This window comes from Streptomyces niger, assembly GCF_000718305.1.
Classification (GTDB): Bacteria; Actinomycetota; Actinomycetes; order Streptomycetales; family Streptomycetaceae; genus Streptomyces; species Streptomyces niger.
In genome coordinates this window covers 1-17,742 of sequence record NZ_JOFQ01000033.1, presented here as the reverse complement: position 1 = coordinate 17,742, position 17,742 = coordinate 1, and the positions used below count along the sequence as shown (strand labels likewise).

Annotated in this window: 15 protein-coding genes; 8 read left to right on the top strand and 7 right to left on the bottom strand. The window is 68.0% G+C overall.

Going from position 1 to position 17,742, the window contains the following annotated elements; all coding sequences use genetic code 11:
• The first annotated feature begins 216 nt into the window (after window positions 1-216).
• Window positions 217-738: a hypothetical protein gene (locus IF20_RS39600; RefSeq protein ID WP_199896894.1), complete on the top strand. Its 522-nt coding sequence runs from the start codon at window positions 217-219 to the stop codon at window positions 736-738.
• Window positions 739-1,151: 413 nt separating this feature from the next.
• Here IF20_RS39600 and IF20_RS40635 read toward each other — a convergent pair whose 3' ends face one another.
• Window positions 1,152-1,373 (bottom strand): oxidoreductase, encoded by a 222-nt coding sequence (locus IF20_RS40635; RefSeq protein ID WP_052869426.1) that lies wholly within the window; start codon window positions 1,371-1,373, stop codon window positions 1,152-1,154.
• A 127-nt stretch (window positions 1,374-1,500) separates the two neighbouring features.
• Window positions 1,501-1,764, bottom strand: a complete 264-nt coding sequence (locus IF20_RS40630; RefSeq protein ID WP_267881158.1) for an oxidoreductase — start codon at window positions 1,762-1,764, stop codon at window positions 1,501-1,503.
• Between the two features lie 167 nt (window positions 1,765-1,931).
• On the opposite strand from IF20_RS40630, the gene IF20_RS34665 reads away from it, so the two are divergent.
• From IF20_RS34665 to IF20_RS34650, 5 genes are all read left to right on the top strand, one after another.
• The gene (locus tag IF20_RS34665; protein WP_052869424.1) at window positions 1,932-2,696 is read left to right on the top strand and encodes an NUDIX hydrolase; all 765 of its coding nucleotides are present in this window, start codon (window positions 1,932-1,934) and stop codon (window positions 2,694-2,696) included.
• The gene (locus tag IF20_RS34660) at window positions 2,697-3,890 is read left to right on the top strand and encodes a 5'-methylthioadenosine/S-adenosylhomocysteine nucleosidase family protein (protein WP_052869423.1); all 1,194 of its coding nucleotides are present in this window, start codon (window positions 2,697-2,699) and stop codon (window positions 3,888-3,890) included. It abuts the gene before it with no gap.
• The gene (locus IF20_RS40310) at window positions 3,887-4,105 is read left to right on the top strand and encodes a hypothetical protein (protein ID WP_110944834.1); all 219 of its coding nucleotides are present in this window, start codon (window positions 3,887-3,889) and stop codon (window positions 4,103-4,105) included. The genes IF20_RS34660 and IF20_RS40310 overlap by 4 nt, the downstream gene beginning before the upstream one ends.
• A gap of 24 nt (window positions 4,106-4,129) precedes the next feature.
• Complete coding sequence (locus IF20_RS39585) at window positions 4,130-5,944, top strand: hypothetical protein (RefSeq protein ID WP_324605617.1); 1,815 nt, start codon at window positions 4,130-4,132, stop codon at window positions 5,942-5,944.
• Between the two features lie 152 nt (window positions 5,945-6,096).
• Window positions 6,097-6,633, top strand: a complete 537-nt coding sequence (locus tag IF20_RS34650; RefSeq protein WP_052869422.1) for a hypothetical protein — start codon at window positions 6,097-6,099, stop codon at window positions 6,631-6,633.
• A 539-nt stretch (window positions 6,634-7,172) separates the two neighbouring features.
• Here IF20_RS34650 and IF20_RS34645 read toward each other — a convergent pair.
• The 3 genes from IF20_RS34645 to IF20_RS34635 all read right to left on the bottom strand — a co-directional run bounded on the left by IF20_RS34645 (window position 7,173) and on the right by IF20_RS34635 (window position 10,560).
• Window positions 7,173-7,556, bottom strand: coding sequence for a hypothetical protein (locus tag IF20_RS34645; RefSeq protein ID WP_052869421.1), 384 nt, complete (start codon window positions 7,554-7,556; stop codon window positions 7,173-7,175).
• 163 nt (window positions 7,557-7,719) lie between these two features.
• The gene (locus IF20_RS34640) at window positions 7,720-9,978 is read right to left on the bottom strand and encodes an ATP-binding protein (protein ID WP_199896893.1); all 2,259 of its coding nucleotides are present in this window, start codon (window positions 9,976-9,978) and stop codon (window positions 7,720-7,722) included.
• A 363-nt stretch (window positions 9,979-10,341) separates the two neighbouring features.
• Entirely contained in the window at window positions 10,342-10,560 is a 219-nt protein-coding gene (locus tag IF20_RS34635; protein WP_052869419.1) for a DUF397 domain-containing protein, read from the bottom strand.
• A 513-nt stretch (window positions 10,561-11,073) separates the two neighbouring features.
• Between IF20_RS34635 and IF20_RS34630 the strand changes: the two genes are divergently transcribed.
• On the top strand, window positions 11,074-11,706 hold the full coding sequence (locus IF20_RS34630) for a helix-turn-helix domain-containing protein (RefSeq protein WP_052869418.1): 633 nt from the start codon (window positions 11,074-11,076) through the stop codon (window positions 11,704-11,706).
• A 128-nt stretch (window positions 11,707-11,834) separates the two neighbouring features.
• Window positions 11,835-14,534: an ATP-binding protein gene (locus tag IF20_RS34625; RefSeq protein WP_052869417.1), complete on the top strand. Its 2,700-nt coding sequence runs from the start codon at window positions 11,835-11,837 to the stop codon at window positions 14,532-14,534.
• Window positions 14,535-14,881: 347 nt separating this feature from the next.
• Here IF20_RS34625 and IF20_RS34620 read toward each other — a convergent pair whose 3' ends face one another.
• Together IF20_RS34620 and IF20_RS34615 are read right to left on the bottom strand one after the other, a co-directional pair.
• Entirely contained in the window at window positions 14,882-15,748 is an 867-nt protein-coding gene (locus IF20_RS34620; RefSeq protein ID WP_199896892.1) for an immunity 49 family protein, read from the bottom strand.
• A 6-nt stretch (window positions 15,749-15,754) separates the two neighbouring features.
• The coding region (locus IF20_RS34615; protein ID WP_052869416.1) for a hypothetical protein at window positions 15,755-17,742 on the bottom strand (1,988 nt) is incomplete at its 5' end.

Genomic DNA, 17,742 nt, shown 5'->3' with positions numbered 1-17,742 from the left:
CGAGGACGTCGCCCTCGGCTACGAGACCCACCTGCACTGGAACAGCCAGGACCACTGGATCTGGTCCAAGCACCCCGCGCATCCCCCGCTGATCGCCATGGAGGACTACCTCCGCGCTACCGAGATCCTCACCTCCCACACCCGTGGGAAGGGACCCAAAGAGCGCCGCGCGAAGCTCTACACCTACGTTCTGGCCGGACGCGTCCACTGCCCTCTGTGCCGACGCAAAATGATCAGCCACGCCATCCCGCGCCGAGCCCCCTACTACTGCTGCCGCTACGCCGAGGAATACGCCCTCGCCAACAAGATCACCCACCCCCGCAACATCTTCCTCCGCGAGAAGACATCCTCCCTGTCCTCGACGAGTGGATCTCCCTGCAATTCACACCTGGGCACCGCCAAGCCGCCATCGACCGGCTCCACGCCGCGCAGCGCCTGACCGCACCCGAGCCCGCAGAGGAAACCAAGGCGATCATCCGCGACTGCGACCGCAAGCTCACGAACTACCGCAACCTTCTCGACTCCGGTGCCGCCAATTCCGGCACCGTCGCCCAGTGGATAAGCGAGACCGAGGCCCGCCGCAAGACCGCCGCCGCCCGGCTGCAGGAGAAGAAGAACCCCGGACTCACCCGGGATCAGGTCAGCGGGCTCGTTCACGCCGCCGGCGACATCGCCGACGCGCTGGCGGGGACGGGGACCGTACGCCGGGCGGTGCCTACCAGGCGCGGCCGTCGCTGATACGCATAAATTGCCGCCGGGCTATCCGCCATCCCTGCCTCGCCTGTTCCAGCGTCAGCTGCCCGTTCCGCCACGTGCCGCTGACCATCATGTCCTCGCCCCGGATGTGGCTGCGCATGGTGAACCGTGCCTCCCCCCGCCGTCACGGTGCACCGCGCCACATGGACTCCCCGCAGAGCCGATCCGCGCCTCAGCCACTCCGCGAGCCGTTCCACGGCACCGGCGCCGGCGCTGGCTCGACGAGGACATCCAACACGGTACCGGCCGGGTTAGAACCGGAACACCTGCACATAGGCCGGGTCGCGTGGAGCGAGCGCGCTCACGACCTCCGAGTAGAGATGTCTTGGACCGGAGTCCAGGCAGTCCATCCATGTGCTGGATGTCGAGAGCCTCGCCCCGACACGCCGAGATCCTCAGACCTTGGAGACGGCGTCAGTCTCCTCCAGCAGCAGGCGCATCCGATGAGTGACAGGCCCACCGTAGGCGTCGGCCCGCAGGTTCACCTGGTCATTGAGGAACTGGTCGAGCAGGTAGCCGTTGGCCGCGTGAATCTCCACGCCGTCGAAACCGGCCCGCAGAGCGTTACGCGCGGCTACGGCGTAGGTGCCGACGACGCCCTCAATCTCGAGCTCCATGGCGAGGGGGCTCGAACGACTGTGGACCATTGCGCGTGAAGAGCTTGCCGTCAATGCACACCGCAGAAGGGGCGACAGGCAGGGCACCGCCAGGCTGGACGGAGGAGTGGGACTGCCGGCCGACGTGTCAGAGCTGGAGGAAGACCAAGGCCACACCACCGCGGGCGTGTACGGCGTCCGTCACCCGCCGCCATGCGGCCACCTGTTGGGCGTTGTAGATGCCAGGCGTTCCCGGACAGGCGGCGGCTTCACCGCCGATCTGGGCGCCCTCGACGATCTGGAGCCCGGCGCTCGCACGCTGGGCGTAGTACAGCGCCATCAGACCTGTGGGCATGTCGCCCTGGCCGGCCCGGTTGCGGGTCAGCGGCGGCATCACGACCCGGTTGAGCAGGAGAGTTCCTTCCCAGGAGGCTCAGCAGCCCTAACGGACGCTGACCAACTGGGGGTTACACCACTCACCGGTTTCTCGCTCGCCCACGTCGTGGAGGTGATCTGCCGCAGGTGGCAGATCGAAGAGGTATATTGTCAATGTGACAGTAATCCGATACGGTCGGCATCATGCGTGATGATTCCTGGTTGCCGCCGTCCGTTCTGCTCACAGTTGATTTGGTGATCCTTACGTTGCGCGAGGGGCAGCTGTGTGTCCTGCTGGTGGAACGAGGCAAGGAGCCCTTTGCGGGCATGCAGGCACTGCCAGGTGGTTTTCTCGACCACGTCGATGAGGCGATCCCCGACGCCGCTCGCCGTGAGCTGGGCGAGGAGACCGCCGTGGATGCCGGACGGTTTCACCTGGAGCAGTTGGCCACCTACGGGGATCCAGGGCGTGACCCACGTGGGCGGGTCGTCTCCGTGGCACATCTGGCGATCGCCCCGCGCCTTCCTGATCCGGTCGCGGGAACGGATGCCGCGGATGCCTCATGGGTCCCCGCGGAGGTGGTCCTTTCCGGAAAAGTGAAGCTGGCTTTCGATCACGACCGGATATTGGCGGACGGCATTGAACGAGCGCGTACGAAACTCGAGTTCTCGGCGCTGGCCACGGCGTTCTGCGAAGACCTCTTCACCGTCGCCGAGTTGCAGCAGGTGTACGAGGCAGTGTGGGGCGTCCCGCTCGACACTCGGAATTTCTACCGGAAGATCCAAGCCGTAGATGGGTTCATAGTACCGGCCGGAACGGAACGTAGGACGACGGTGGGGCGACCCGCGCGACTGTTCCGCGCGGGACCGACAACGGTGCTGTCGCCCCCACTGGTCCGGCCCGTTCCGCCCTTGGCGGAACAGCAGGCGGAAGAACAAACAGAAGAACACGCAAAGGAACGAGGATAGATGCCGAACGACCTGGTGGTGATTCTCACCGCCCTCAATCTCGAGTACGAGGCTGTGCACCGGAAACTGGCCGATCCGCAGATGACCGTGCACAAGAGCGGCACGCGGTTCGAGGTCGGGACCGTGCCGGGCACCTCGTGCCGTGTGGCGCTCAGTCTGATGGGCAAGGGAAACCATTCGGCCGCGGTGCTGACAGAACGCGCGATCGAGCACTTCTCCCCGGCAGCCGTGCTGTTCGTCGGTGTCGCCGGGCGCATGCGGAGCTCGATCGCGCTGGGCGACGTGGTGATGGCCACCCATGTGTACGCCTACCACGGCGCTACGAGCGAGGACGACGGACTCAAGGCTCGGCCCCGGGTGTGGGAGACACCGCACCCTCTCATCCAGCTCGGCGAGGATCTGGCCCGTAGGACGGACCGGGTCGGCCACGCGCCGAAGAACGGGAAAGTGCCGCGGGTGCACTTCGGCCCGATAGCCGCAGGTGAGGTCCTGCAGAACTCGCGGGACTCCGCCGAGGCCGTATGGCTCCGGCAGCACTACAACGACGCGTTCGCGATCGACATGGAAGCCGCCGGTGTGGCACAGGCCGGCCATCTCAGCGGTCTGCCGGTCGGCATCATCCGCGGCATCAGCGACCGAGCGGACGGCACGAAGAACGGCGCGGAGGACCGCGAGCGGCAACCGCGCGCCGCAGCGAACGCGGCGGCTTTCGCGGTACGTCTGGCTGCGGAACTGATCAAGGAAGCAGAACTGGCAGAGAAAGCGGAGGAAGAGGAGCAGATCGTCATGGCCCAGAAAGACAGAACTGGCAGGGGCAACGGAAGCGTCGTCAACACGGCCGTTTCCAGCACTGTGGGCTTCATGGCCGGAAAGGTCACCGGCAGCACCGTCCACGTCAACGCGGCAGATCTGAAGGCGTCCACCCCGACGGAACTGGTCGCGGAGCTGGACCGCTTCCGTGAGCAACTGACACGACACCACGCCGACGGGGACCTCGACGCAGACATTCACCACGAGGCGCAGGTCGAGCTGAGCATCGCGAGGCGCGCAGCGGAGGAATGCACCGCGGACGCCCCTGCGCCTCCGAAGAAGGCAGCTCTGGCGCTCAGGAAGTTACGCGGTCTGCTCGCCGATCACGCGGAACTGGCCGCCGGCCTTGCGGCCCTGACCGCGGCGGCGGGTGACCCGGCATGACCGAGGATTTCCCCTACACGCACAACGAGGCGCACGACTCCTTCGTCGGCTTCCAGGCCGAGGCCGTACACGACTCCACCATCAACATCGTCCCGCCGGACGCCTCGCCCCAAAAGAAGTACGAGGTCGGGGTCCGCTGTCTGGAAGAAGGCTTGCCCGGCCGGGCGCGGGAACTGATCTGGGAAGCGATCACCCACAACCACGACGGCCCATAGATCCGTTTTCACTGGGCGCTCGCCATGCTCAGCAAACGCGCCCACCATGACCTCAGCGCCGAGGAGCGCCGTCAGCTGGACCGGACACGGGACGTCGTGCAGAGCTACGCCGACAACGATACCTGGAAACCCGGTCTGCAGGTCGTATTCGATCTGCTGGCGCTGCCTGGCAAAGCGGACAGTGAGACTGCCGACGTACTGAAGCGGCTGAGGGATCTGGCGCCGCTCCAGCGTGACCTGATCGTCCACCACCTGGACCTCGTGCTCAACAGCCGAACGAAAACCACCTTGTGGGCCGAGACCTGCGAGCTCGCCACGGCCGGGCAGTGCAGCGGTGACCGTTCCCGGCGGGTCCGGTACTACTTCGAACCCGATCCCATCGGGGCACGGACCCGGCCTCCCGAGGAGAGCACCGCCTCCCGCTACCGTCCCCGCCTGGCCGCCTGGACGGGTCTGTTCGTCGTCGCCGCTGGTTTCCTCGAGGTCTCGGCAATGATCGCGGAGCCGCTGACCGCGATCGGTGAGCTGCTGATCGCGCTCGGCACCGGATTCCTCGCCGCCCGCTTCGGTCAGCGATGGTGGCACAACCAGCTCCGGCTGCAGGCCAAGGAGCAGGAACTGGGCCAGGAGCCGGACCAAGGGCCGGGCCAGGAGCCGCTACAGGATTCGGACCACTCCCCGGCTGTCCCCTCCCTCGCATCCGCGGGCGGCGGGACTCTCGCGAAAGACGGGTTCACCAGCCACGTCCGTAAGTCCTTCAAGCGCTACTTCAGCAAGCACGTGCCGCACGGGCTCGACCGGTCCGAGTGGCTCGCCCACACCGTCGGCGTCCGCGCCGTTCTGGCCGCCGAGGTCGCGTTCCTCTACCGGGAGAGCAGAATCAGCGTCGACCGGCTCAACTGGCTGATCCGCTACCTGGCCCGGGACGCCAGGGAGCGCCACAACAACGGCACGCTGTTCACCCACCGGCAGCGGTACCGGACACCGGTGACGACGAAACTCGCCTGCGTGCTCACCCTCGCCGTCCTGGGCGTCACATCCCTGGCCGTCACCGTCACCGCCGCAACGGCTTCGGCGAGTGTGTTCCACGTCCTCCTGACCTTCGCCGTGCTCTTCGGCGCAGTCGTGAGCGGGCGGCGGGCGGCGTCGGTGTGGCTGGACATGCGCAGCGAGGAACAGAGGTTCGTCGAGGAGACGCAGGAGTACCACCGGCGGATGTACGCGCGTGAGACGGAGTTCCAGCGCTGGAAGGAGCATCTGGAAGCCGTCCGGCCCTCCGACGCCGAGATGGAGACGTGGCTCAACCACGACAAGGTTCTGTTCACCGCCGATGTGCTCCGTCACTACCAGCTCACCTGGTACGACATCATCGCTCACACGATCCTGACGACACCGGCACACCCCTACAGACGAGCACGGAGGCGGGGCGGACCCTGGCGCTACTCCCGGTACACTCTCCGGCTGTTCCTGGCCACACGGGACGGTATCCGCGAGATCAGCACCGAAACCGACTTCGCCCCAGCCACCCGCCTGGGCGAACAACGCACCAACTACCGCTTCGACGCGCTCTCCTCCGTGCAGGTTACCGAGAATGACCGCGTCGGCTACGAGATGGCGCTACTACTCTCCAGCGGCCCGGCCAGAACCATCCGAATCAAGGACGCCGACAGCCACCAGCTCGAACCGAATGAGAACGCCCGGGAACTCTCGGAGATCAACCTCGACGCGGCCGGCTTCGCCCATACGTTCCGTCTCCTGGAGGGCATCGCGGCCGACGGGAAGGCTTGGATCGAGCGGAACAACGCCGACAATCCGCCGCCTGCGGGCAGCACCGACTGAGTCCTCCGGGACCGGATACGGAGGCCGACCGGCCAGGGAGCTGCTGAGCAGCACGGCAGTTCCCTGAAGGTCCAGGCACCACGAGGGCCGAGTACGCGTACCACCGAGCCACCCCCTGCCAAGGTGTCGCGAAACGAAGGTGACAGTCAGTCATGACCGCCAGTAACAGAAACCGGAGCACCAGCGCCGTACTCCTTGCCGAGTACGCACAGATCAAGGACGAGCAGCGCGCACGTATCGGCTTCCGTGACAACCTGCTGTACGTGACTCTTGCAGCCGTGACCGCCGTTGCAGCCGTCGCTGTGCAGTCGGACAACCTGCAGTTGATCCTGGCCCTTCCTGTGGTGTGTCTTGTGCTCGGATGGACGCACCTGGTCAACGACGAAAAGATCTCAGCCATCGGACGGTACGTCCGCACCGATCTCGCGTCCCGGCTTGCAGAGACCATAGGCGTAGAAGACCCGCTGTTCGGCTGGGAGGCCTACCATCGCAGCGACGCCAAGCGGAGCTCACGCAAGATCACCCAGACGATCATCGAACTGGTGACCTTCCTCGTCACTCCCTTTGCCGCACTTATCGTCTTCTGGTGCCACAGCACGGGCAACACTCTGCTGGTCTCCGTCTCCATCCTGGAAACCGCCGGGCTCGTCATCCTGGGTGTGCTGTTCCTGCAATACGCCGAGAGGTGAGACGCTGCCCGATGCTACGGACTGAAGATTCGTTCTGAGGTGTTCCGGGGCTGATGGAGGCTCGGCGCTGGTCTCGATCACTCGCCTGAATGTCGCCATCTCGGCAACCACCTGCGGGTCTGCTGCAAGGTTGAGTGACAGGCATCGGGATGGTATGGCCCAATGCCACGAGGCCATACCCGCCGGATGGCCTGCAGGCAGCGGCCTCCGGTCCTGTGGCTGTAAATCCCCCCTCCCCCACAGGAGTGACCTGCCGTCGCGCAGGTGGCGGCACCGCGAGATACTGCCCGCGGCGAAAGATACCGCCATGACGAACATGAGCGACAGCTACCGGCGGCGACTCAACCGCCCCTTCAGATGGTGAGCGCCGGGGCAGCGGAAGGCGCGGTCGCCCGCCATTCACCGCCCTACCGCACAGCCTGTGTCTTCGGTCGGCGGCGGGGGCGGGGGCGGGTGAGCCTCTCCCACCACAGGCGCGCGGTCGCCGGGGTGACCTCACCCATCGAAGCCGGGTGCTCGGGACCGAGAAGGCAATACTTTCAACGGCCGAAGTTCAGCGGCCCGTTGATGTCCCGTGCCTGTACCACCGTGCCGTAGACCGTGCCGGGAATCTGGTTGTGTACATCGCCCGAGCCTGTCCGGATAGCGGGCAGGGCCTCGGCCTGCCTGCGCCAGGCCTGAAGCGCCTGGGCGAATGCTGGATCCTGTTGGGCCCGGAGAGCCAGTGTCTGGGAGAGTTCCTGTGCCCGCTGCGTGTCTTCCGACGTCTCGTCGAGGGCTGTCAATTCGTCTTCGCCGTGCGGTTCGCTGCCCGTCGGACGGCGTCTGATCAAGTCCCGCAGCGAGTACCAGAGTTGCTGTCCTGCAGCGCCCGCCGTTCCTCCGGCGAGGGCCATCAGCAAGGCTGGGGCGATGGGTTCCACGGTTGTTCTCCTCCGGCGAGTCCGGTGATCTGGGGCGTACGTCGCGGATACAGCAGTGGGATGCAGGGTGAACTGGCACGCGGGTGAATGGCGTTGCGCAGTTGCTGACATCAGTGGCGGGCGGGTCGCATGGCACACCGGCGCTAACGGAGCCATTGTGTCGTCATCCGGTAGTCAGCTCCTGCAAACGCCGGTGCAGGTCGGTGGCGGGCGGGTCGGTGAAGCCGTCAATGAGGGTGAGGGCCTCGGTGCAGTGTTGGCGGGCTTGCTCGGGCTGGCCGTTGTCGGTATGGGCGTCGGCGAGGTGGACCAGGACCTGGGCGAGGTCCCATGGCTGGTCGAGGTCGCGGAGGATGCGGGCGGCCGTGATGTGGAAGTCGATGGCCTCGGGCATGCGGCCGAGGGCGTGCAGGGTCTGGCCGATGCCGTCGTAGCCCAGAGCCTGGCCAAGGCGGTTGCCGACGGAGCGCTGGAGGGTCTCGCACGCCCAGTACGTCTGAAGGGCCTCATCGTGACGGTTCTGTTCGCGGTGCAGGGTGGCTTGTTCGAGGCGGAGGGCCGCTTCGAGCGCGGGGGAGGCAGTGGCGTCCAGCATCGCAGTGGCTTGCGCCAAGTGCTCCTCGGCCTGAGCGTGATCGCCGGCTTCCCGGGCGACGCGGGTCAGCAGGACCAGGGCGTCGATGTCCATGTATTGGTCGGCTCCGGTCTCGCGATACACGGCCAGGGCCTGGTGAGCCAATCGGGCAGCCTGCTGGTGTTCGCCGAGGTCGGCGGCGACGTAGGCGAGACCGCACAGGACGGGACCGGTGCGGTGATGGGGACCGTGCTGCTGGTAGAAGGCCAGGGCCTGTTCCAGGAGGGTGCGGCCGGCTTCCAGGTCGCGGCTCCACAGGCGGACCAAGCCCAGGCCGCCGGCGGATTCGGCCACACCGGGCAGGTCGCCGATACGGGTGCGCAGATCAAGTGCGGCCTGATGGTGCTCGCCGGCCTCAGCCAGCCGCCTGGAGTCCTTGTACGCGGTCCCCAGGGTGTCGTGCATCAGAGCCTGGGCCTGCTGATCGCCCAGGCGCCGGGCGACATCCAGACCGGTGTGGGCCATCGCCAGCCAGTCGTCGAAGGTGCTGCGGGCGGAGTGGAGGCAGTGCAGGGTCGCCGGCAGCTGCCAGGCAATCTCGTCCATCCCGGCCTGTTCGGCGGCCCGCGCGACGGCCAGCAGATTGGCCTGCTCCCGCCGGTGCCAGGCGAACGCGTCCTGCTGTCCGTCGAAGGCCACTGCCGGCGCCGGGCGGGCCTGCTCGAGCGAAAGGACCGAGGGGTGAAAGGTCTGGGCCGCCGCGCGGGCGGCGTCAGCGGTGTGCAGGTACCACAGGGCCACCCGGTGGAGCGCACGGTGCTGTTCTTCCCTGGTTTCTTCCTGGTGGGCCTGGTCGGTGGCGTAGGCGCGCAGCAGGTCGTGGAACTGATACCGCTGCGCCCCGGTGGGCTCGATCAGGTGGGCGCCGGCCAGGAGGTCCAGCAGGCCGTGGGTCTGCCGGACCTCCTGGCCGGTGAGAGCGGCGGCGGCCTGGACGGAGAAGTCGGGGCCAGGGTGCAGGCCCAGGAGACGGAAGAGGCGGGCGGCCGGCGACGGGAGGGTGCGGTAGGACCAGGCGAAGACGGTGCGGACCGCGTCGGCTTCTTCCTGGTCGGGGCTGGAGAGCGCCTCCCACAGGGTCGATTCGTCGCGCAGCTGGGCGGTCAGATCGGGCAGGGCGAGCCAGGGATGGGTGGCGGCGCGTTCGGCGGCGATCCGCAGTGCCAGGGGCAGACGTGCGCACAGCCGGGCCAGTTCGGCGATCTGGGCCGGGTCGTCGCCGGCGCGGTAGCCGCGGGTGGCCGCGGTGATCAGGTCGGCGGATTCCTGCTCGGCGAGCATGCCCAGGGTGATGCGGCGGGCGCCGTCGCGCACGGCCAGACCGGACAGGCGGTGTCGGCTGGTCACCACCGTCAGGCAGCCCGTGGTGCCGGGCAGCAGCGGACGGACCTGCCCGACGGTGGCGGCGTTGTCCAGCACCACCAGGACCTGCTTGCCCGCCACCAGCGACCGGTACAGCTCCGCACGTTCCTCCAGCCCGGCCGGGATTGCCGGTGCGGGAACGCCGAACGCGCGCAGAAACCGTTCCAGGGCTGCTGCGGGCGCCAGAGGCGGTCCGGTGTCGTAACCGTGCAGGTTCACGAATAACTGGCCATCGGGAAAGCGCCCGCTGATCCGGTGGGCCAGGCGAATGGCGAGCGAGGTCTTGCCCACCCCGGCCGTCCCGGCGATCACCACCACCGGCACCCAGCTGTCCGGGGCGTCGACGGCGTGCAGCGCATCCAGTTCAGCGAGTTCGGCGGCCCGGCCGACGAAGCCGGACACATCGGCCGGGAGCTGACGTGGCACGGGCGTTTCCCCCCTCAGCGGGGCGGGGCTGTGGAAGTGCACACCCCCGTGCACCTGCCCGGCCTGCACCACGTCCCGGGCCGCCCCGGACAGATCCGACCACACCCCACCGGCCGCCGTCCCGTCCCCTGGTCTGCCGGGCAAGGCATCTCTCATTCCCGAGCCCTCCCCCTGTGCTCTGCGCGGCAGTCCAGTGCCGCGGCAAGAGCGATACAGTCTGTGCCGCTGTCCAACCTCACACACCCAAGGCCGTCTGTCACGACCGCCTGGAGGGCGGGGCCGACTCCGGGGCCTGGCGCAAGCCAGACGAAAGGGTGCTGTGGACCGGCCTCGGCCCACAGCACCTGGCGACGGCCGCCTGCCTCAGGCGGGCATCTCGAACTCGCCGTTCCACACCCCGAGCAGGAACGCCTCCCACTCGGCCCGGTCGAACGCCACCATGGGACCGCTGCGGTCACGAGTGTTGCGCACGTGCGCCAGGCCCTCCGCAAACCGGACTTCCACACACGTTCCCTGGTTCGGGCTGAAGCTGCTCTTGAACCATCCGTCGTCCCCCGGCGGGATCACCGTGCTCACGGTCATCGCCTTCTCCTTCCCCTGCGCGGGCCGCACGCCCTGCTGCGGCGTCCCGGTGCCACGAGCACACCGGTGAACCCACAGGTGAGACCACGGTGAGCAGCACTCACTCACCTCTCGCTCACCATTCCGCGTCGGCCGAGCTGTGCGCCCGGCCGTCACCGAGATCACCACCGGCCCGGGCGCGTGCCGACGAGGCGGGCCGGTGGCGGAATGCTCCCGGCGCCCACGGGCACCAACGCTTCGGCGAGTCCGCGGAACGGCCCGTCCGTAGGTGTAAGCGCGCGGCGGGAGGCGCAGGCGCCGTTCCGTGCGGCGGACGACCGATCACAACCGAGGCAGGAGTGCTCTGACGTGACGAGGTCGTACCTCTGCGCTGGAATGTGCTCCTGTGCGCTTCTGGTACGCCCCCGGCGCGTCATCTGATCATGACCCTGCCAAGGACATGCCTTCCGCGGGGCCAGGAGCCGCCGACCCGCGAGGGCGGGTGACGGGGACCTGGACGATGAGGGGCGCGACGTGGACGCCACCGGCACGACATCAGACGGCGAAGACATGACGGACCGGCTCCGGCAGGCCGGCGGCCCGGCGGCTGTGTCAGACGCAGCCGCCGGGCCGCCGGCCGAAGACCAGCCGCACCCTCCGCCGAGATCCCGCGCACCGGAGGCCCCTCTCCCGGTCGCGGACGATCCGGTGCGGCAGGCTGCCGAGGCGTTCGCGGACGAGCTGATCCGGCTGCGCACCGCCGCAGGGCTCTCCCAGTCCGCTCTGGCCCGGCGCCTGGGGTATGACAAGTCCTACGTCACCCATCTCGAACGCTGCACCCAGGCCCCCACCCAGCCCGTCGCCCGCCAAGCCGACCATTTCCTGGGCTCCGGCGGAGCCCTGTCACGCCTGTGGCACGCCTACCACACCGCCCGCGCCGCCGGTCGGCGCCAGCCACCGCAAGACGCCCGGTCTACGGTCGACGCCTTGGAGGGGCCCGGCCCGGAGGCCGCAGCACGCGATCCGCATGACGCGGGTGAGCATCCCTCCGCCGTCCCCGAGACAGGCAGCGGCGGACAGCCCGGTGCTTTGCCGGTTTTCGACTTGCGCGGAGCAAAAGTGAACGTGCAGTACGGCGACCACAACACCCAGCACATCACCTGCTGAAACCCGCCCCGCCCGACGCACACGCGCCCACACCCTGCGGCAGTGCCGCGCGTGCGCGACGGCTCCGCACCACCCATCTCGTACCCCAGGTCCCCGGGTACCGCAGCGCACAGTAGGGACCTTCACGGATGGAACCGCGCGGCACCGCCAACATGCAGATCGGCGATCACAACATCCAGTACATCACCTACCAGGCCTCACCTCGGCCCACCCCCGTCGCCCTGCACAGCACCCTTCCCCGCGACATCGCGGACTTCACCGGCCGCGACAGCGAACTACACCGCCTCCTGCACGCGGCCGAAGACGGACACGTCCCCGTCATCAGCATCCACACCGTCGACGGCATGCCCGGCGTCGGCAAGACCGCCCTGGTCATCCACGCCGCCCACCAGCTCATCGCGCGCTACCCGGACGGACAGTTCTTCATCGATCTCCACGCCCACACCACCGGCCAGCCTCCCGCCGACCCTGCCGACGTCCTGGCCACCCTGCTGATCAGCATCGGAATCAGCCCACAGCACCTTCCCGACACCCTGGAGGAACGCGCCGCCCTGTGGCGGGACCGCCTGGCCGGACGCCGAGTGCTGCTAATCCTGGACAACGCCGCGGATCCGGCCCAGGTCGAACCTCTCCTGCCCGCTTCACAGCAGTGCCTGGTCCTCATCACCAGCCGGCGGCGCCTGATCGCCCTCGACGGCGCCGCCCCCCTCCCCCTCGACCCCCTGCCCCCCGACCAAGCCGCCCACCTCTTCACCCGCCTGGCCCGCCGCACCTCCACGGAAGCCGACCACAGCGCGGTCACCGAAGCCGTACGGCTATGCGGCCGCCTCCCCCTCGCGATCACCCTGCTCGCTGGCCGCCTCGCCCACCACCCCGCCTGGGACCTCACCACCTTCACCGACGAATTCGCCACCGCCCAGGATCGCCTGAGCGAACTCCGAGTCGGCAACCGTGCCGTCGCCGCCGCCTTCGACCTCTCCTACCAAGACCTCCCACCCCACCTGCAACGTCTCTTCCGCCACCTCGGTCTCCACCCCGGCCCCGACATCGATCCCTACGCCACCGCTGCCCTCACCGGCATCCGTCTAGCTCAGGCACGACGCCAACTGGAAACCCTCTACGCCGACCACCTCATCGAAGAACCCGCCCCCCGCCGCTACCGCCTCCACGGCCTCCTGCGCGAATACGCCCACACCCTCACCACTCACGACCCCACCGAAGCCCGCGCCCACGCCATCCAACGCCTCCTGGACTACTACACCCACACCGCCCAAACCGCCGATCACCACCTCGACGGCATGCCACGCCTCCACACCCGCCCCACCCCCGCACCCGCCGCGGCACCCGACCTCAAAACCCGCGAACAGGCACTGGCCTGGATGCGCATTGAACTCCCCAACCTGATCGCCTGTGCTCACCACACCACCGACCACACCCGGCCCATCCACATCCAACTCGCCCACCACGTGGCCGCCTACCTACGCCAGCAAGGCCCCTGGGACCGGGCCCTCAGCCTCCACCGCGACGCCGCCAACGCTGCACACCACGCCAACGACCACCTCGGCGAAGCCAGCGCCCTGCGGGAACTGGGCCGGGTGCTGTATCTGACGGGTGACTATGCGGGAGCGGGTGACCTGTCCGGGCAGGCCCTGGAACTGTTCCGCACTCTGGGCAACCGCCTCGGCGAAGCCGGCACCCTGCAAGACCTGGGCCGGGTGCAGCGGCTGACGGGGGACTTCGCGGAGGCGGGGAAGCTGGCCGGGCAGTCCTTGGAGCTGTACCGCACCCTGGGGAACCGCCTGGGCGAGGCCAACGCCCTACAGGATCTGGGCCGGGTGCAGCGGCTGACGGGGGACTTCGCGGAGGCGGGGCAACTGTCCGGGCAGGCCCTGAATCTGTACCAGGGTCTCGGTGACCGCTTGGGCGAGGCCAACGCCCTGCAGAACCTGGGCCGCGTACGGCGGCTGACGGGGGACTATGCGGGGGCGGGGCAACTGTCCGGGCAGGCCCTGAATCTGTACCGCGCTCTGGGCAACCGCCTCGGCGAAGCCGGCACCCTGCAAGACCTGGGCCGGGTGCGGGAGCTGACGGGGGACTTCACGGGGGCTGGGCAGCTGATCGGGGAGTCCCTGGAGCTGTACCGCACCCTCGGCAACCGCCACGGCGAAGCCAACGCCCTGCAGAACCTGGGCAGGGTGCAGCGGCTGACGGGGGACTTCACGGGGGCGGGGAAGCTGGCCGGGCAGTCCTTGGAGCTGTACCGCACCCTTGGCAGCCGCCTCGGCGAAGCCAACGCCTTACAGAGCCTGGGCCGGGTGCGGTATCTGACGGGTGACTATACGGCAGCAGGTGAGCTGTTCGGGCAGGCCCTGGAGCTGTACCGCACCCTCGGCAACCGCCACGGCGAAGCCAACGCCCTGCAAAACCTGGGCCGGGTACAGACCGAGTTGAAGGACTTCACCGCAGCAGCCGATCTCCTGGCCCGGTCACGGTCCCTGTTCGCAGAAGTCGGTGACACCCGGGGGGAAGCCGAAGCCATGAACAGCGCGGGTGTCCTACTCATCCGCTCCGGGACGCCGCAGCGGGCGCTTGCCACCTACCAGCAAGCTCTACTCTTGGCTCGTCAGGTCCGCAGCCCCCTCGATGAAGCACACGCCCTCGAAGGGATCGCTCGCTGCCAAGTACCCACTGACACGCAGGCCGCCATTGCCTACCTCCGCAAGGCCGTGACCATCTACCAACGCATCGGCGCCGCCGAGATACCCGCCACCACCGAATGCCTCACCCGCCTGGAAACCGAACGAGCCACAGGACTCGGCATGCGCTGACCTGAGACTGGAGGGGCAGCAGCGGTCTCACGAATGACCATCATCGGCGAAAGTGCTGCGGGAACATTGCCGCGATCCGTTTCCGTAGGTTGCCATTCACAGAACTGCGACGCCCCCGCCGGCAGCGCGTGCCGCACTCGGGGCGGGAAGACGTCCGGACGTTCCTTGGCTTGAGCCGTGTCGAGTTCGCCTGCGGCCTGGGCTACCAACTCGCAGGCCTCAGCCAGCATGGTCAGTGCCCAGGTGACGGTGCCTTCTTCGCTCAGCGAGACTGCTGGCCTCTGTTGGGTGCAGGCGCAGGATCTCAGGACCGAACCCCGGAGCGCCCGACCGTCGCGCCTCTGGCATCAGGTGTCGAGCTCGCCCGCCCAGGCGAAGTCCAGGAGTGCCTTGGGCAGGTATTCCGACTCGACCTCGATGGGGAAACCGGTATCGCGGGCGAGGCAGGCAATGGCCAGCGGGCCGAGCGAGACAAGGCCCTCACTACTCATGGACCGGTCCTCGTCGCGCGTCCAGTAGGCCTTGTGCCAGCGCAGGGCGTCGACAAGCGCCTCGGTGAAATGCTCGCGGTCCCCGCGCAGGTAGCGGTAGAAGAGAATGATCGGCGGATAGAGGATGTTCGACATCAGCTCCACATCGGCCACACGGGCCGCCTCGGGCTTGGTTCCGTCGACCGCGGCAACCAGCTTGTCCCCCACATCGTCCCGCCCGAGCCAGGCACCTTGCAGAGCCTCCACCCAGGCATAGATGTACTCGTCGAATACTTGCCCGGACTCCCGCAGGAGCGAGACGGGCACCTGGGCCAGCTCCGTCAGCCGCTGCTTCTCACGGCAGATCATCGCGAGGTAGAACGAGGTGACCCAGGCCCCCGCATGTGTGTAGGGCTGGGGGCCCGTCGCGGGGAGATTTTTCGTCTCGCCCGCGATACGGCACGGAACGCTGCCCTCAGTCGTACAGGCTGCAGCGAACAGCCCGGAGCCGACCTGCATCGCCGTGACCCACGCCTCCCACGTCTCGATCTGCGCGGCCTCGGGGTCCGTCGCACAGCGCGCCTTCGCCAGGCTGAGCGTGGCGTTCAGGGCCCGCGCACGGGAAGTCTCCGACCCCTCGAGCCGGCCCAGCACTCGTCCTGCACTCTTGGTGAGCACCGCCAGTCCCTCGGCCGCGTTGTCCGTGGGGAAGCCATGGCGAGGAACGCTCGTGACCACTGACATTCTCCTCTAACTGATCCTGAAGTGTTCCAGCACCGCCCCAGCGTAGGTGGTACCCGGGTTGTCATTCGCCTTGACCAGCACGTACTGCAACTTCTTGTCTTCCAGCGCGTCGAAGAGCTCATCCGCGAGCTCGGCGTCCCGCGGCGAGCGCAGACCGCGGTTCCACATCTCCTGAAGGATGGTGTGGACGTACTCCTTCGTGCCTTGCTTGACCATCATGCCGCCCGCCGTGTCACCGACGCCTTGGCGCCAGCCGAGATCGGCGGACGGGGCCTTCGCCTCGACGATGAGGTAGTCACCGTTGTCCAGCTTGTACAGCTGATCGAACATGTTGGCGCCGCTGGGAGTCTTGGGGAGCTCCACCCACTCCGCATCCGGGAACTTTTCCGGAATGACGTGGTACCGGGCCGCATCCTCGCCAAGCTTCTCCGAGTGCTTGCTGTTGTTCGGCGTATCGCCATGATGCTCGGTGTACGCCTCCTGCGCGTCGTGAAGTGCCTCGTGCGCAGCCTCCGAATGGGTGTCCTTGAATTCCCTCTCGGCATTGTTGAGGTCCACGGACACCCTGCGTCCCTTCGCCACATCGTCGAGATGACCGGCATGTTCATCACGGACTGAACCGGGGTGGAATGCCTGCTGGTCGAACCTGACCTCGGACGGTCCGGACGGCAGGGCGTGCTTGGAGATCCAGTTGCCCTGCCGGTCCTTGGCCAAGATGGGCAGCTCGACACCGTTCTCCTTGGCACGGATGCTCCAGCGGTGACCGTCGGGCCGGTAGTACTTCTCGAACCAGGCGTCGTCGTTGTTGGCCTTCCAAATCTGCTCTTCGAGGATCTCCTTCCGCCTCTCGGGAGTGAGCTCCTGCTCCGGGCCGTGAACGCCATTGCGTGGGGTACCGCCCTCGTCCACCTGACTCCCGGAACCAGCTGCATCATCACCAATGCCAGGGCCGTTGCCATGACCGCCTGCGGAGGTTTCGTGGTCGGCACCGTGCGGGGTGCCACTGTGACCACGGGCGGGACCATGGTGGTCCGCCGCTTCGGGGCCGCTACCGTGACCGCCGCCGATGGCCTCATGCCCTCCATGTCCCTCTCCGGCGCCACCGCCGTGGCCACCAGTGTGGCTGGGGGGTGGTTCGTGACTGGCGGAAGGGCCCGTACCCAGGTCATCGGCACGGCTGCCAGGCATGTGGTCGCCCAGGCTGCCACCGGAGAAGTGCTCACCGGGTCGCCCCGACGACAGATGATCACCTGCACCGGGAAGGCGGTCACCAGCGTGGGTGCCGGTGGGGTGTACGTCGTCTCCTGTGCGGCCAACGTCGCCCACGTCTTCCTTGGGGGCGTCGTCGATGCTGTGGAGCACCTTGCCGTGTTCGTCGAGGAGGTTGCCCTGGCCGTCGAAGTAGCGGGCCGACTCGCCGGGGCCGGTGGGCAGCGGGTTGGCGTCCTTGGGCAGGGCCGGGACGTCGTCGGGGAGCTGGACGTTGCCGTCCGGGAGCCGGGTGGCACCCTCCGGCAGCGGCGCACCCTCCGGAAGGTGCACCGTACCGTCGGGCAGCTTCAGTGAGCCTTCCGGTAGCTTGATTGCGTCCGCGGGCAGGGCCGAGACGTCCACCTTCCCGATGCCCTTGAGGCTTTTCGCGATGTCGCCGACCTTGGACAGGCCCGCCCCGGCCGCCTTCCCCACATACGTCATGGGGTCGATGACCTTGCCGACCTTGCCGGCCACGGAGATGGCCCGGGTGACTGCGCCGGCCTTGCCCACCCCGGCCGCAGCGCCGCCCGCACCACCGGTGAAGACCGTGGTCAGGACGTTGAAGGTGACCCCGCCCGCGGCACGGGCAGGATTCTTGCCCCACTCATCCCAAGCGACCAACGCCTTGCCGGTCGCCTTCAGCGTGTTGCGCGATTCACGAATCCACGAAGGCAACTGGTCATCCGGCAGCGTCCCGAACAGCGTCTGCACGCCGGGCGAGACAGCGAAAGCCAGGCCGG